Source organism: Hymenobacter montanus, from assembly GCF_014699115.1.
Taxonomy (GTDB): Bacteria; Bacteroidota; Bacteroidia; order Cytophagales; family Hymenobacteraceae; genus Hymenobacter; species Hymenobacter montanus.
In genome coordinates, this window is the sequence record NZ_JACXAD010000021.1 from 72,894 (window position 1) to 88,950 (window position 16,057).

General features: G+C 58.5%; 14 protein-coding genes. 11 read left to right on the top strand and 3 right to left on the bottom strand.

Features of this window, described 5'->3' with window-relative positions; genetic code table 11:
* Positions 1-91: 91 nt before the first annotated feature.
* Both IC235_RS17090 and IC235_RS17095 read right to left on the bottom strand, forming a co-directional pair.
* Positions 92-1,471, bottom strand: coding sequence for an NAD(P)/FAD-dependent oxidoreductase (locus IC235_RS17090; protein ID WP_191006414.1), 1,380 nt, complete (start codon positions 1,469-1,471; stop codon positions 92-94).
* Between the two features lie 419 nt (positions 1,472-1,890).
* Positions 1,891-2,580: a carboxypeptidase-like regulatory domain-containing protein gene (locus IC235_RS17095; protein WP_191006415.1), complete on the bottom strand. Its 690-nt coding sequence runs from the start codon at positions 2,578-2,580 to the stop codon at positions 1,891-1,893.
* Between the two features lie 96 nt (positions 2,581-2,676).
* On the opposite strand from IC235_RS17095, the gene IC235_RS17100 reads away from it, so the two are divergent.
* The 11 genes from IC235_RS17100 to IC235_RS17150 all read left to right on the top strand — a co-directional run bounded on the left by IC235_RS17100 (position 2,677) and on the right by IC235_RS17150 (position 15,168).
* On the top strand, positions 2,677-3,066 hold the full coding sequence (locus tag IC235_RS17100) for an ArsR/SmtB family transcription factor (RefSeq protein ID WP_191006416.1): 390 nt from the start codon (positions 2,677-2,679) through the stop codon (positions 3,064-3,066).
* A gap of 73 nt (positions 3,067-3,139) precedes the next feature.
* On the top strand, positions 3,140-3,460 hold the full coding sequence (locus tag IC235_RS17105; RefSeq protein WP_191006417.1) for a (2Fe-2S) ferredoxin domain-containing protein: 321 nt from the start codon (positions 3,140-3,142) through the stop codon (positions 3,458-3,460).
* Between the two features lie 115 nt (positions 3,461-3,575).
* Positions 3,576-4,814: a BamA/TamA family outer membrane protein gene (locus IC235_RS17110; RefSeq protein ID WP_191006418.1), complete on the top strand. Its 1,239-nt coding sequence runs from the start codon at positions 3,576-3,578 to the stop codon at positions 4,812-4,814.
* A gap of 135 nt (positions 4,815-4,949) precedes the next feature.
* Positions 4,950-6,131, top strand: a complete 1,182-nt coding sequence (locus tag IC235_RS17115) for a helix-turn-helix domain-containing protein (protein ID WP_223847376.1) — start codon at positions 4,950-4,952, stop codon at positions 6,129-6,131.
* 163 nt (positions 6,132-6,294) lie between these two features.
* Positions 6,295-7,455 (top strand): serine hydrolase domain-containing protein, encoded by a 1,161-nt coding sequence (locus IC235_RS17120; RefSeq protein ID WP_191006420.1) that lies wholly within the window; start codon positions 6,295-6,297, stop codon positions 7,453-7,455.
* 525 nt (positions 7,456-7,980) lie between these two features.
* Positions 7,981-9,516 (top strand): bifunctional phosphoribosylaminoimidazolecarboxamide formyltransferase/IMP cyclohydrolase, encoded by a 1,536-nt coding sequence (gene purH, locus IC235_RS17125; protein ID WP_191006421.1) that lies wholly within the window; start codon positions 7,981-7,983, stop codon positions 9,514-9,516.
* Positions 9,517-9,774: 258 nt separating this feature from the next.
* The gene (locus tag IC235_RS17130) at positions 9,775-10,800 is read left to right on the top strand and encodes a rod shape-determining protein (RefSeq protein WP_191006422.1); all 1,026 of its coding nucleotides are present in this window, start codon (positions 9,775-9,777) and stop codon (positions 10,798-10,800) included.
* Positions 10,801-10,899: 99 nt separating this feature from the next.
* Complete coding sequence (mreC, locus tag IC235_RS17135; protein WP_191006423.1) at positions 10,900-11,841, top strand: rod shape-determining protein MreC; 942 nt, start codon at positions 10,900-10,902, stop codon at positions 11,839-11,841.
* Between the two features lie 20 nt (positions 11,842-11,861).
* Positions 11,862-12,365, top strand: a complete 504-nt coding sequence (locus tag IC235_RS17140; protein ID WP_317173602.1) for a hypothetical protein — start codon at positions 11,862-11,864, stop codon at positions 12,363-12,365.
* A gap of 133 nt (positions 12,366-12,498) precedes the next feature.
* Positions 12,499-14,334, top strand: coding sequence for a penicillin-binding protein 2 (mrdA, locus tag IC235_RS17145; RefSeq protein WP_191006424.1), 1,836 nt, complete (start codon positions 12,499-12,501; stop codon positions 14,332-14,334).
* Positions 14,335-14,451: 117 nt separating this feature from the next.
* Positions 14,452-15,168 (top strand): 3-ketoacyl-ACP reductase, encoded by a 717-nt coding sequence (locus IC235_RS17150; protein WP_191006425.1) that lies wholly within the window; start codon positions 14,452-14,454, stop codon positions 15,166-15,168.
* Positions 15,169-15,374: 206 nt separating this feature from the next.
* Here IC235_RS17150 and IC235_RS17155 read toward each other — a convergent pair whose 3' ends face one another.
* Complete coding sequence (locus IC235_RS17155; protein ID WP_191006426.1) at positions 15,375-16,037, bottom strand: M15 family metallopeptidase; 663 nt, start codon at positions 16,035-16,037, stop codon at positions 15,375-15,377.
* Positions 16,038-16,057: the final 20 nt, after the last annotated feature.

Below are 16,057 nucleotides of genomic sequence, written 5' to 3' on the forward strand. Positions count from 1 at the left end.
CGCTCCCACCGCGGCCCGCAACTGCTTGCCGCCGCCCCGATTTGCTGGGGTAGGGGAAGCAGCGGCGGGCCTAGTAGTAGTGGCAGCGAGCTTAGCCGGCCGCCGGCGCCTGAATAGCGGGGGGCGGAGCGTTGTACTGGGGCGTGGCAACGCGGTGCTCCGCGCTTTTCTTGCCCTTGTCGTCCTTCAGATCTTTACGGCTGAAGGGGCGGATGATAAGGCGCAGGGCCTGGTCGGAGCTGAAGTAGCTGAAAGCCCAGTCGACGAAAGCCACTACTTTGTTGCGGAAGCCCACCAAGGTCATCAGGTGGACGAACAGCCAGGTAAACCACCCGAAAATGCCGTTGAAGTGAATATTTTTCGGCAAGTCCACGACGGCCTTGTTGCGGCTCACGATGGCCATTACTCCTTTGTTGGTGTACACGAAGTCCTTGGGCGTTTCGCCGCGTAGCAGGCGCTGGAGGTTCGCGGCCAAGTGGTCGGCTTGCTGCTGAGCCACAGGCGCGAGCATGGGCAGGCCGCGGGGCATCTCGTCGGTCACCATATTGGCCACGTCGCCGATGGCGAAGACGTTGGGTAAGCTGGGCACTTGGTTCCAAGCATTTACCGTGATGCGCTTGTTGCGGGCCACTACCTCGGCCGGCAGGCCGGGTACTTCGGCTCCGTTCACGCCGGCGGCCCACACCAGGTTTTCGGTTGGAATGAATTCCGTATCCGAAAAATAGGCCCGGCAGTTTTCGAACCGCTTGATGGACGTGTTAACCATCACCCGTACGCCCAATTCGTCGAGGTAGCGCTTGGCGTCGGCCTGCGAGGCGGGCGACATGGGCCCGAGCAGGGCCGGGCCGGCTTCGACCAGGAAAATCTGCATGGCTCCCAGGTTCAGTTCGGGGTAATCTTTGGGCAGCACGTGCTTGCGCATTTCAGCCAGCGAGCCGCTGATTTCGACTCCGGTCGGGCCGCCGCCCACTACCACGATGTTCATCAGGGCCTGCTTTTCCTCGGGGTTGTCGGTGAGCAGGGCTTTCTCGAAGTTCTGGAAAATGAAGCTTCGCAGGTTCAGCGCGTTGGGGATGCTTTTGATTTGCATGGCATTGCGCTCGATGCTTTCCAGGCCGAAGAAGTTGGTGAGCGAGCCCGTCGCCAACACCAGGTAGTCGTAGCGGATGTCGCCCACGCTGGTGACCACCGTGTTGCTCGTCGGGTCGACCCGCTGCACGTCGGCCATGCGGTAGTAGAAGTTTTTCTGGCCCGCGAAGATTTTGCGAATGGGGTAGGCTATGCTGTCGGCTTCGAGCGCCCCGGTGGCTACCTGATAGAGCAGCGGCTGAAAGTTATGGTAGTTATTCCGGTCGACCACCACCACCTGAACGGGGGCGTGGCGCAGTGATTTAGCTAAGCGAAGGCCCCCAAACCCGCAGCCGATGATGACCACGCGGGGGTTGCCTGAAACAGGAAGATTCGTATCCATAGGACCACAGATTAAACAGACGTTGAGCCATTAAACGGATTTTTGGGGTTGCCGTCTAGGTTCAACCAGCCTGAAGCCCTATTTCCTTGGATCAAAATGACAGCCGGGGCCCGGCAAGCCTCCTCACCTGCCTGACGTAAAGAAATAGCGCTTATTTCCTTACCGTTACGTAAGTTCAGTTAATCACAAAAGCCTCGTTTGGTTAGTCACTCCCTGTTTAACCCAATTTTTTAACCCAGGCTGGGGACTAGCCGCGTAGTGGCGGCCGGTTGGTAGAATGTACCATTGGCGCGGACAAAACCGCATAGCGGTGACAGATTCGCCAGATGAATCTGTCACCGCTATGCGGCTCTCAACCCTTTCCTTAATTTATACTACCAACCGGCCGCCGCTACGCGGCTAGTCCGTAACCCGACTTTTTAATCATCGTAGTTGTCTTTCTTCTTGAGTTCGCCATTCTTCACTTGCTTAATCAATTTCAGCCAGCTGAACGGGTTGAGGAGGGGGTTGCTGGTATATTGGTTTGGTGCCATGCCTTGGCGCCGGTCGTAGTCGTACTGTTGCGTTTGCATGGTTTGGCGGAAGTTAGCCACGGCGCCCATGGGCTGCGTATTGAAGATGCGGCGCATCAGCTGTTCATTCAGGTTGTCGGCGGCGGCGCTGCCGCGCTCAGTGGGCAGGCGCAGGGCCAGAAACGCTTTCTTGAAATCGCGCTCGGTGGTGTAGGGAAACACGCGGACTTCCCCCAGCATGGTGGCGTCTTCCCGCAATTGGATGATGACGGAGTAGCTTTGTCGCTGGAAGTCAGCGGGAATGATAATGGTTTGATTGGCGTACCCCAGGGAGCGAATCACCACGCTGTCGCCGGCCAGCACGGCCATCGAAAAGTAGCCGTAGGCGTTCGACGACGTGCCGCGGCCGGCTTTGGGCACGTAAATGGTGGCGCCGGGAACGCCGAGCAGGCTGTCGCCACTGGCTACGATACCGGTGAACTGAATCACGCGGCGTTTGCCCTGGGCCCGGGCTTCGGGAGCGGCCAGCAGCAGCAGCCCCAGCAGGGCCCCGGCAATGAATAGAGAGAAGGCCCGCAGGCGCAAGAAGTTAGGCATGTTCAGGTCAGGAGAGCAAATATACGGCGGCGGGTGCGGGGCCGATGGTAACTTAGGCGAATGGAAGGAAGGGCGCTCGCCCTCCACAGACAGCAGATGCGTTTGAAACATTTCACGGTTGCTTTTGGGCAACAACTTTTTAAATCCTTGGGCGATGAAAGCCGGGTGCGCATTCTGCATTTGCTGTGGCGCAACCGGGAGATGGTGGTGGCCGATTTAGAGCAGGTGCTCGACTTCACCCAAACCAAAACCAGCCGGCAATTATCATACTTAAAAAATGCCGGTTTGGTGAGTGTGCGCCGGCTCGATAACTGGATGTACTATTTCCTGAAGGAAGAGGCTGCGGAATTGCTGCAAACGTTGCTTGCCTTCATGGAAAAAGACCCGCAGCTGCTGCGCGACCAGCAGGTGTACCAAACTTTGTGGTCGAACCGCGAGCTCGCCGCGTATAAACTACAAAACCGACACTGGTACGGGGGGAAATGAGGGCCTGGGCGGCTGCTCCGACACCAGTATTTCGTACTCGGATTCGGTGCTACGCGCTAACTACCAATTCATCATGAGTCAGATCCGCCGCTTGTTCGTGTGCACCCATCAAAAGTCCGGGGTGGGGGACGACGTCGCCAAGGCGCTCAAGAAAGAGCTGAAGAGCCAGGGCCTGAAAAAGCGGGTGGCAAACGGCCAGAAGCAGCACGCTCAGGTGCAAACCTGCAACTGCCTGGACTTATGCCGCAATTGTAAAAAGGGACCAGGTGCTGCCCTCATCGTGTACCCTGAAGGCACGGTATACGGCAACGTCCGGCCCGCCGACGCGGCCGAACTGGTAGCCGAACACGTGGGTCGGGGCCACGTGGTGAAGCGCTTACGTATTGACGAATAGCTGGTTCGAGCAGCTAGGGTTCAGTGCGTACAGCCTAAAGATCAAGGCTGATTCCAACCGTAGCTAGGTTTAATCCGTTGTTAGGCCATTTGCTTGCTTTTTCATCTCTCCGCCCATGTATTCTTCTCTCACAGCTCTGTTGCTGACCGGGCTGACTTTCGTTGCGGCCGCCCAGCCCGTCGCGCCGCCTGATTCTGCTTACACCGCTCCCTCATCTTATACCGCTCCTTCCGCCGGCCTCGCGCCACTGTCCAGCCGGGTAGCCGGTCCCAAGTCGTTTGGGCAGATTGGTAAGGACAAACAACTGACTCTACTGCCCATCCCCGTCTTGTTTTACCAGGCCGAAACGGGGCTGGGCTATGGTTTGGGCGGGCTGCTCAGTGGCCGGTTCTCGAGCGACACGCTCACCCGACCTTCCAATGCCCGGGTGCAGTATTGGACCACCACGCAGGGCCAGTCGCTCATTCAGCTGGTGCACACGGTGTACACGCCGGGCGAAAAATTTTATCTAAATGGCGAAATCAGCGCCTACGATATCCTGCTCTACTACTATGGCATCGGCCCTAAGTCGGCCAGTGCTGATGAGTCGGAAACGGCATACAAGCTGTTCATCATCAACCAGCGCATACAGAAGCAGATTGCGCCCAAAATGTTCTTTGGCGCGCTTTACCGCCTCACCGACATCAGCCAGTTCGACATCAAGCCGAGAAACCGCAAGGACGACGCACCCAACGTGTTCCTCACCGACGTCACTGAGCGGGAGCGCCGCGGAACGCGCATCTCGGGCCTGGGCCCGGTGTTCACCTACGATACCCGCGACCTGCCGCTAGCGGCCTTCAGCGGCAACCTGGTCGACGTTAGCGCCACCTTTAATGGTACCGGGCTGGGTTCCGACTACCGCTTCGTGCGCTACCAGCTCGACGCTCGTCACTTCCGGCCCATTGTTTCGAACCGCACCATTCTGGCCCTGCAGTTTCTGGGACAGTTTCATACCGGCGACGTGCCGTTTCGGGAGCTGGCCGGCCTGGGCGCCAACCTCGGCGGCACGCTCTACAACAACGCCAACCTGCTCCGCGGCATCTATGAGCAGCGCTTCCGCGACCGCCAGATGGTTATGTTTCAGGCCGAAGTGCGGCAGAAGCTGTTTTGGCGCATCGACGGTGCCGTTTTCGGTGGGGTCGGCAACGTGGCTAATACCATCAGCAACCTCAGCCTCGGCAACACCAAGTACGCGGGCGGGGCGGGCATCCGCTTCAACTTCATCCAGCGCGACCGGGTAAACCTGCGCCTCGACTACGCGGGTGGTACGGGCAGCTCGCCGGGCTTCCTGTTCGCCATCGGCGAGGCGTTTTAATTTTCGGATTGGCTGGCGGCAAGTGATTGGCTGATTGGCAGGGAGCGATTCGCTGGAAAACCGTTGCTTCTGCCAGTATTCGCTACTTTTATCTTCTGATCTCAGGTGTATGGGTGAGTAAAGCAATCATAGATTATGCAACCGGTCATTAGCGTAACTTCCCTGCTTTACTTGTTGGGCTCCATTCAGGCCCTGTTCTTCGCCAGCATCCTTTTGGCTGATGCCCGCCGGAATGCCGCTAAGCTCATGCTGGCCGCCTTCCTATTGGCGTTTGCCCTCGTCACATTTAACGATTTTCTCGTTGAAACCCGGTACATATTCCTGCTGCCGCACCTAGCCGGACTCTTTCTCCCATTCCTCTTCTTACTCGGCCCTTGCCTCTGGTTCTACATTCGGCTGCTTACCCAACCACGCTTTCAACTCCGGGCCCGCCACGCCTGGCACGCGGTGCCCTCGTTGGCCTGCCTAGCTGCTTTCTTCCCCTTTTACGTACTGGATGCGCCCGCCAAGCTCGGCGCGTTAAAGCAATCTTACGCGATATCGCCTAGTCAGCACCTGAGCCCATTCGAGCTGCTGGCTTTCCTGCACACCTTTGGCTATCTGTTGGTTGGGGTAATTCTATTGAGGCAACACCAACGAAAAGTGCGAGCGGTGTACTCAAACGTGGAAAAGCGTGAATTACGTTGGCTAAGCAATTTACTGATAATGAGTGGTCTATTGTGGGCTTCTTGGGTTTTCAATGTCTTCGATGGGCAGGAATGGGCAGAACAGATCGATGCATTACTTTGTTCACTGACCATTTTCCTGCTGAGTTTCTTTGGCGTCCGTCAAGCCCGCGTTGAAGTTGAATTGGAAGGGCTGGTACTCGCTAATCAGGGGGCCTCTCCCATAGCGCCCAGAGCAGGGCGTAAATACGAACGATCAGGCCTCAGTGAGGAGCAGGCTAGGGCTTACCTAGTAAAGTTAACGACCCTGATGGAGGAAGAGAAACTGTACCGGAACGGCGAGCTCACTTTAGCTGGATTAGCAGAACAGCTGACTATATCTCCGCACTACCTGTCCCAACTCCTCAATGATAAAAAGGGCCAGTCCTTTTACGACTACGTGAATGCCTACCGCGTGGAAGAAGTTAAGGCCGGACTGGCTGATCCCAGTAAAGGGCATTTGTCTCTATTAGGCCTAGCCTTGGAGGCGGGGTTTAACTCCAAGACGGCTTTTAATACAGTGTTCAAGAAAATTACTGGACTCTCACCTTCCGCCTACCGCGCCCAACATCACCCTGCTCGCCCTACAAAGACGGCCGCTCCGATCGGATAGGACGGCAAACCCCTACAAAGATGGCCGCTCCGGTCGGATAGGGCGACACCCCCTTAGCTAGCAGTCTACTTTTGGTCCAAAAACCAATCGTTCAAGACTCATGCTCAATACTTGCCAACTCAAGCCCTTCTCAACCCAATGGAGGGCCTGGTATCTGTTCCTTATGCTGGCGGTCCTGTGTGGCTGCAGCAAAGACAAAGACCCGACCCCTCCCAAAGACTATGGTCCCTTTCTACAGCAGACCGTCGACCGGGCGGTGTTAGGCGACCCACGGGTGCAAAATGCCACATTAATGGTAGAGTCGCCCAAGCTGTCGCTGCGCTGGAAAGGCGCCAGTGGTTTGGCCGACCCCTCTACGGGAACGGCGATGAAACCCGACCAGCCATTCCGCTCGGCCAGCATCGGTAAGACGACCTTGTCGGCGCTGGTGCTCAAACTCAGCGAAGAAGGCAAGTTATCGCTGGACGATAAGCTGGAGCGCCACTTGCCCGGCGCCATTATCGACGATATTCACGTGCTGAACGGGGTATCCTATGGAAGGAACATCACCCTTCGGCAACTGCTGAACCATACCTCCGGAATTGGCGATTATCTCTTCGAATTTGTGGACGAAGCCGACAAAGCTGACGGTCTGCCCCGGATGTTTAATTTGATACTTGCTGACCCGGACAAATTCTGGACGCCCATAGAAACCATTAACTTCTACAAGGAAAACCTGAAGCCTCACTTCGCCCCCGGTACGGGGTGGAATTATACTGACACAGAATATCAGTTACTGGGCCTGGTGGTGGAGAAAGTGACGGGTATGCCCTTGTACCAGGCTTACCGCCGGTGGCTCTTCGACCCGTTGCAAATGCGCGACACGTATATGGAGTTTTACGAGCAGCCACAGGGGAGGGCAGCCGTATCACATTCCTTCTATCAGGACATTGACATTACCAACTTCAGAGCCATATCAGCTGATTGGGCGGGGGGGGGCCTGATTACGACCACTGAAGACCTGAACAAGTTCATGCGGGCCATAGTAAATAATTCATATTTCAGCCGGCCCGTCACCAAGCAGGCCATGTTCGACTGGGTGCCAATAGACCCCAACCTTCCCGGGTGGGTCGCTGGAACCCAGTATGGCTTGGGCATCTACAAGATGACTTTGGCGGGCGAGGAGCTCATCGGCCACGACGGCTTTTATGGCTCAGTTGTTTTTTACTGGCCTGCGCAGGATGCCGTCATCACCGCAACCATCAATCAAGGCGAGCCAAGCTCAGTATATAGGTATGTTAACCAAGCCATTCTCGCGCCGATACTTAATGAGTTGAAAAAGTGATAATGAGATTGTCCTTTGACAACGCCTCAATAGGCTGTCTACTCATTCTAGTAGCCGTTGGTCTGTCGTTTCGAGCAACGAAGGCCGATGGCTGGTAAATGGATGTGAACAAGTTACAGGTTATTTATACCCGGAACTGCCGGTGCAATCTCCTACGGCCGGCCCTGCGAGGCTCTACCAGTGAGGCAGCATCTCTCCTTGAGGGAGGGGAGCCGGGCAACGGCGTGCTGTCTGACCCTATTATAGTATGCTAATTCTGCGTTCCTCGATGGAATCCTCTCAAACGGATCTTCTGCTAGCAGAAGATCCGTTTGAGCATTCGGAGAATTAAACTTCGGGAGGGAAGGGAGGCTGAAAGGAATAAGCTATGCCATGGCCATCACCGTGCGGATAGGGGCCCTGGCAGTCGTTCGGTTGGGGCCGTAACGATTCGGTAGTGACCGGACTAGGAGCTCGCGGAGTCGGAGCCGTACCTTCGCGGCGGCAATTGTGCCCTGCTTATTCACTCGCTTGCTTTCAACTATTATGTCGTCTCGCCCCATTCGCGCCGCGCTGCTTTCCGTGTACCACAAAGACCGGCTCGCGCCCCTGGTGCAGGTGCTGCGGCAGCACGGCGTAAGGCTATACTCGACCGGCGGCACCCAGAAATTCCTGGAGGAAGAAGGGGCCGCCGTAACCGCCGTGGAGGATCTGACTGGTTTTCCGGAGGTGTTTGGCGGACGGGTTAAAACCCTGCATCCGAAGGTATTCGGGGGAATTCTGCACCGCCGGCACGACGAGGGCGACCTGGTTCAGGCCGAGCAGCACGGCATTCCGCCCATCGACCTGGTAGTGGTGGATCTTTATCCCTTCGAGGAAACCGTGGCCAGCGGGGCCGACGAAACCGACGTGATCGAGAAAATTGATATTGGTGGCATCTCCCTGCTGCGGGCCGCCGCCAAAAATTACCGCGACGTACTCGTCGTCAGCGGCCGCGACCAGTACGCGGCGGTTACCGAATTGCTAACGACTAAAAGTGGGGCTACTGACCTCGACGACCGCCGGCACTACGCCGCTGCTGCTTTTGCCACCACCTCGCACTACGACACCGAGATTTTCGGCTACCTCAGCCAAGATACCGCCGTGGCCGGCACCGCCCTGCGCCTGAGCGCCCAGCCCGCCACGCCCCTGCGCTACGGCGAAAACCCCCATCAGGCCGGTACCTTCTACGGCAACCTGGCGGCGCTCTTCGACCAACTGCACGGCAAGCAGCTGAGCTACAACAACCTAGTGGACGTGGACGCCGCCGTGGCGCTAATGACCGAGTTTGCCGACGGGGACCCCGCTTGCGCCATCCTTAAGCACACCAATGCCTGCGGGGTGGCCCAGGCCACTACTCTGCGCGACGCCTACCGGCAGGCCCTGAGCTGCGACCCTGTTTCGGCCTTCGGCGGGGTCATCATCGTGAATAAAGAAGTGGACGCGGCCACTGCGGCCGAGCTGAATCAGCTCTTCTTCGAGGTGCTGATTGCGCCGGGCTTCGCGGCTGATGCCCTGCCGCCGCTGCAAAGCAGGAAAAACCGCATCCTGCTGCGCCAGAAGCCCGTGCAGTTCCCAGCCAAGCAGGTCAAAACCCTGCTCAACGGCCTGATCGAGCAGGATGCCGACCGCCAAACGGAAACGGCGGCCGACTTCCGCACCGTAACCCAGTCGGCTCCGACCGCGGAGGAGCTGGCGGCCCTGGAGTTCGCCGGTAAAATCTGCAAGCACACGAAGAGCAACACCATCGTTCTGGCTCGCGCCGGGCAGCTGTTAGCTTCCGGCGTCGGCCAAACCTCCCGGGTGGATGCCCTGCGCCAGGCTATTGAGAAGGCCCGCAGCTTCGGCTTCGACCTCCACGGCGCCGTAATGGCCTCCGATGCCTTCTTCCCCTTTCCCGACTGCGTCGAAATTGCCGGCGCGGCCGGCATCCGGGCCGTGGTACAGCCGGGGGGCTCCATCAAAGATGCGGACAGCATTAAGGCCTGCGATGAGCTGGGCATGGCCATGGTGCTGACGGGCGTGCGGCACTTTAAACACTAAGGGCCCGCCGTCGGTCGGGGCGTGGTGGGTCGGTCGGGGCGAGCAGGCGCCGTCGCTCGTCCCGGCTCGCCCTGACCGACCTATTTGGCAAGAACGGCGCACTTACTCCGAACAACGGATGAGCTTGGGATGAACACCGATGAATTTCCTGGCCACCCGCCCGGAAGTTATGCTCTGCCGCCGCCCAAACCTTCCGTACCTTTGCCCAATATTTTGCCCGGGCCCTAGCTCGGGAGTCTTCTTATCGCACTTAACTCAATGGGTTTCTTTAATTTCCTGACCAGCGACATCGCCATTGACTTGGGTACCGCTAACACGCTCATCATCCACAACGACAAAATTGTGGTCGACGAACCGAGCATTATTGCCAAGGACCGCACCACGAATAAGGTCATCGCCGTGGGCCGCCAGGCGCAGCAGATGCACGAGAAAACCCATGATAACATCCGCACTATCCGCCCGCTGAAGGATGGGGTAATTGCCGACTTCCACGCCGCCGAGGAGATGATCAAGGGCATGATCAAGATGATTGACACGCGGACCCGGCTGTTTCAGCCCTCGCACCGCATGGTGATCTGCATTCCCTCGGGCATTACCGAGGTAGAGAAGCGGGCCGTACGAGACTCCGCCGAGCACGCCGGGGCCAAGGAAGTCTGGATGATTCAGGAGCCCATGGCCGCCGCCATCGGCATTGGCATCGACGTCGAGCAGCCCGTGGGCTCGATGATTATTGACATTGGCGGCGGCACGACGGAGATTGCGGTTATCGCCTTGTCGGGCATCGTGTGCGACCAGTCCATCAAAACCGCCGGCGACGTCTTCAACCAGGACATTCTCGATTACATGCGCCGCCAGCACAACCTGCTCATCGGCGAGCGCAGCGCCGAGCGCATCAAGATAGAAGTAGGGGCGGCCCTCACCGAGCTCGACATGCCGCCGCCCGACCACGAAGTGCGCGGCCGCGACCTGATGACCGGCATCCCCAAAGTCATCAAGGTAACTTTCTCAGAAATCGCCATTGCCCTCGATAAGTCAGTAGCCAAGATCGAGGAAGCCGTATTGAAAGCGCTCGAAATTTCGCCGCCCGAATTGTCGGCTGATATTTACCAGAACGGCATTCACCTCACCGGCGGCGGGGCCCTGCTGCGCGGGCTCGACAAACGCCTGGCGTCCAAAACCAAGCTGCCCATTCACATTGCCGAAGACCCCCTGCGGGCGGTGGTGCGCGGTACGGGCAAGGCGATTAAGGATATTCAGGCCTTCAAAGGCGTGCTTTTAACTTAATTAAAAATGAAAAATTAAAAATTAAAGATGAGGGCCGGAGTCAACGAAGAGGCGCGGTGTGCCCCCATTTTAATTTTTAATTCTTAATTTTTAATTCAAATGAGAAACCTGTTTCTCTTTCTATTTCGCTTTCGCGGGGCGTTGGTATTTGCGTTGTTGGAAATAATCAGCCTGTATTTGTTCGTTACCAATAGCTCGTATCAGCGACCGGCTTTTTTTAATTCGGCCAATGCCTATGCCGGACTGGTGCTGGCCCGTCGCGCGCAAGTAACCGATTATTTCCACCTGGCCGAGATGAACCAACGATTGGCCGCCGAAAATGCCAGCTTGCGCCAGCAGCTGTATCTGCCCGATACCGTTGGTCGCGAAGCCGATTCGGTGGCGCTGCCCCCGGCCCGGACCGATTCGCTGAAGCGCATCCGCTACCGACGACCCGCGGCCCGGCCCGATACACTGCTCCTGGGCCTGAAGCGCCTGCCGGCCCGCGACCCGAGTTATCCCCTGATTCCGGCCCGGGTTATCAACAATATGCTTCATAATGTGGATAACTACCTCACCCTGAACGTGGGCAGCGCCGATGGCGTACGGCCGGGCCTGGGCGTAGTGGCGGCCGACGGAGTGGTGGGCCGGGTAAAAGTGGTGAGCGAGCATTTCGCCACGGTCACCAGCCTGCTGCACTCGAGGACCAGTATCGCCTCCAAAATCAAGCGCGACGGCACGTTCGGCACCATTCGGTGGCTGGGCGACGACCCGACCCACGCCCTGCTCGATAATGTGCTGCGCGAAACCCGCCTGGTGAAGGGCGACACCGTCGTCACGTCGGGCTACAACGCGGTGTTTCCCGAAGGAATTTTCATTGGCACGATCGATTCTTTCGTGAAAGAGTCGGACAAGAACTTCTGGACGGTGCGGGTGCGCCTAAGCGTTAATTTTACCAACCTCACCCACGTGTACGTGGTAACCAGCCGGTTCAAAGCCGAGCGCGACACCGTAGAAGCCCGCACGGGCTTGAAGCCGGAAGGAGGAGGGCCCGCCCGATGAGCAGCCTGCGTTCCATTCTTGTGCAGGTGCTTCGCTACGTGATTTACGTGGGCGTGTACGTGCTGCTCGTTCACCGGTTGGTGCTGTTCGATTTGGGCTGGTGCTTTTTATACCTGGGCTTTTTGCTGTTTCTGCCAATCAACACGCCTATTGTGATGCAGCTGCTGCTGTCCTTCGCCATGGGCCTGACGATTGATATTTTCTACGACACCGGGGGGCTGCACGCGGCGGCGGCCGTGGGGCTGGGCTTCGTGCGGCCCTGGGTATTACGGCTGCTCACCCCGCGCGACGGCTACGATAGTGTCGATACGGTAAACGTGCACCAAATGGGCTGGCAGTGGTTTAGCGTATACCTCACGTTGCTGGTGCTGCTGCACCACGCGACGTTTTTCCTGCTGGAGCTGGGCAGCTTCCGCCATTTGGGCCTTACCGGGGCCAAAATGCTGGTGAGCGCGCTCTTTACCAGCCTCACGCTCTTGATTGTGCAGCTGCTGTTTTCCCCGGTGCGGCGCGGCCGGCAGTAAGCCCGCAGCCCTTGGCGGGTCAGCCATGATGACTTAAGAAATGTCCTCGAAGCGTATGCCGCCTTTACCCTGCGCGCTTGTTGTTCTAAATAAACCCGGATACTTGACGTAGCGAAGCCTGCGTTAGTACGTTATGCAATACCTGGAAGGCCGCAAATACGTGGTGCAAGGCATTTTTTTGGTGGTGGCGCTGATTTTCCTCACGCGCCTGTTTTTCATGCAGGTACTGGATGGAACGTATAAGCTGGCCGCCGACCGAAACACCCTCCAACGCCTGGTCCAGATTCCGTACCGGGGCCTGATTTACGATCGGAAGGACCAGCTGCTGGTGCAGAATACCCCCGTATACGACCTGATGGTGGTGCCCCGCGAGGTGAAGCAGCTGGATTCGGCCCGCTTCTGCGCCTTGCTGCAAATCCCGATTGAGGACCTGCGCGCCGGGCTGCTGGCCGCCAAAAAGTATTCCCGGGTGAAAGCCTCGCCGCTGGTCCAGAATCTGACTACGCCCGAGATGGGGTCGATTCTGGATAAGCTGATGGATTTTCCGGGGTTTCGGCTGCAGGCGCGCATGGCCCGGGTCTACCGCACGCCCAACTTGGCTCACGCCCTGGGCTACGTGGGCGCCATCACCCCGGCGTTTCTGGAAAAGCCGAAGTACGCCAAGTACCAACCCGGCGAAAACGTGGGCATTTCGGGCCTGGAAGCCTATTACGAGCAAACCCTGATGGGCCGGCGCGGGGTGCAGTACAAGATGGTGAACGTACGCGGCATCGAAAAGGGCAAGTTCCGGGACGGCGAGTTCGACACGCTCTCGGTGGCCGGGCAAGATTTGCACCTGAGCATCGACACCGAGCTCCAGGCCTACGGCGAGAAGCTGCTAGCGGGCCGGCGCGGCTCCATCGTGGCCCTCGACCCCAAGACCGGCGAAATCCTGGCCTTCGTGTCGGTGCCGAGCTACGACCCGAAGCTGCTGACGGGCAAGGGCTCGGGCAACCGCTACATGGCCCTGCTCCGGAACCCGGACCGCCCACTGTTCAACCGCCCGCTGATGGCCACCTACCCGCCGGGCTCGGTATTTAAGCTGGTGAACGAGCTGGTCGCCCTGCAATTAGGGGTGGTCCGCCCCGGAACCGGGTTCGAGTGCAACCAGACGCTGGTGAAGTGCACCCACCGCCACGAGTATCCGGCCAACGTGAGCCTGGCCATCAAGAATAGCTGCAACCCTTATTTCTACCAGGTAATGCGGGCTGCCGTGATGCGCGGGCTGTCGCGCAACAAGTTCGAGGACGCCCGCCTGGGCCTGGGCCAGTGGCAGAAGATGGTGAAATCGTTTGGCTTAGGCGAGAAGCTGGGGGTGGACGTGGCTCAGGAAAAGCGGGGCCTCATTCCCTCGCCGGAGTATTACGACAAGCGGCGCGGCTACCACCACTGGAACTTCAAATCGGTGTATTCGCTCAGCATTGGCCAGGGCGAGATTGGGATTACCGGCTTGCAGATGGCCAACCTGATGGCCATCATTGCCAACCGCGGCTATTATTACACCCCGCATTTCGTGCGCGGCATTGGCAGCGGCGGGCCGCTGCCGCAGTTCCAGGAGCGGCACTACACCGCCGTCGACACAACCCTGTTTAAGTACGTCATCCCCGGCATGCAGCTGGTGGTGGACAGCCGGGGCGGTACGGGCTACCTGGCTTCGCTAGCGGAGTTTGGGATTACCATGGCCGGCAAAACCGGCACCGTCCAGAATGCCCACGGCTTCGACCACGCGACCTTCGCCGCCTTCGCCCCGGTGAACGACCCCAAGATTGCCATTGCCGTATTCATCGAAAACAGTGGCTTTGGGGGCACCAGCGCCGCCCCGGCCGCCGGCCTGCTGATCGAAAAATACCTGCGCGGCAAAGTGGCCCCTTACCGCCGGAGGTGGGAAGACTGGATTATGCACGGCAACTTCACGATGAACCTGCATTAGCAGCAATAAGCGGTTGGCGCCCGGCCCCGTCGCTTCCGGAAATAAGCTTGCACCTCATAACCCAACGCGCTTTTGGGGGTTGTACGCCGGTATAATCTCCACTAATTCGATTTCCACATGGAATCTCTGCAAGGAAAAACGGCCCTCATCACGGGCGCGGGCAAAGGCATCGGCCGCGCGGTAGCGCTCGCGCTCGCCCAGGAAGGAGTGAAAGTGGGCTTGGTGGCCCGTACCGATAACGACCTGCAAGTGGTGGCCGCCGAAATCATCGCTGCCGGGGGCACCGCCGCCACGGCCGTAGCCGATGTGGCCGACCGCACGGCCGTAAACGTGGCCGTGGCCAGCATTCAGCGGGAATTGGGGCCCGTCGACATTCTCATCAACAACGCCGGCATTGCCACCTTTGGCAAGTTCCTGGACCTGGAGCCCGCCGAGTGGGAGCACATCATCCAGGTAAACCTGATGGGCACGTACTACGCCACCCGGGCAGTATTGCCGGGCATGATCGCACGTCAGGCGGGCGACATCATCAACATTTCGTCCACGGCCGGGCAGCGTGGGGCCGCTCTCACCAGTGCCTACAGCGCCTCCAAATTTGCCGTGCTCGGCCTCACCGAATCGTTGATGCAGGAGGTCCGTAAGCACAACATCCGCGTGTCGGCCCTCACGCCCAGCACCGTGGCCACCCCGCTGGCGATGGAAAACAAGCTCACCGACGGCAACCCCGACAAGGTGATGCAGCCCGAAGATCTGGCCGAGTTCATCGTGGCCCAACTGAAGCTGAACCGCCGCATCTTCATCAAAGAAGCCGGGATGTGGTCGACCAATCCGTAACCTGAGAGGCCCAAACGAGCCTCGCTGCTTTGTGGCCTCTTGCTGGCGCGCGTCGGTGACGCGCTGCCCACTGGCTCGACTTTTTCAAACGCGCCGTGAGCGGTTCGGACCCGAGTCTTTCGTGCTACGTGTCCCAGACGCGCCAGCAGGGGCACTGGCGCAGGGGCGATGCTGAGCTGCCGGGCAATAACCTAGAGTTGAGCGCGCTATAGTTGGCTAAAAGGGATATTCTGAATGCGGTAGGATTTCCAGTCTTTATAGTCGAAATGCCACCACTCGGCGTCAAGACCGGTAAACCCGTTTTCTTCCATTTTGCTTCTGAGCAGGTCCCGCAGGGCGCGTTGCTGAGGCGTGCCACCCGCGTAGCTGGCGTAGGAGCGCTCACTCATCTCATCGTACTCGCCGGGCATCGCGACTTCTTTCCCGGAAGCAATTTCGTAAAGGCTCACGTCGACTGCGCAGCCGCGGTTGTGGCGTGAGCCCTTCTTCGGATTGGCAACAAACTGCTTGCCGGTCGCCGGAGTTATATCCCAGAATATTTTGGTTACGCTCCAGGGGCGATACCCATCGAATACCAGGAGCCGATAGCCAAGGAGCTCCAATGCCTTGTTGGCCCGGCTCAGCGCTTCGGCGGCCGGGCGCTGCAGAAACGCGCGGGCTTCGGTGTAAACTGGTCGGCCCGCCAGGTTTTTGCTGGTAGCGTACCGGATATCCAGCTTAATGGTTGGATCGAGCTTAATCAGTTCGACTAAATCCGAGTTCTTAAAAGTGCCCTTTTCCCGGGGTGGCTTCGCGACGCAACTGCTGAACAGGGCCGAGAAAAGAACGACCCAGCGTATCCGGTCGCGCTGCTTCGGGAGAATAAACATCGCAGGGAAGGGTTACATTA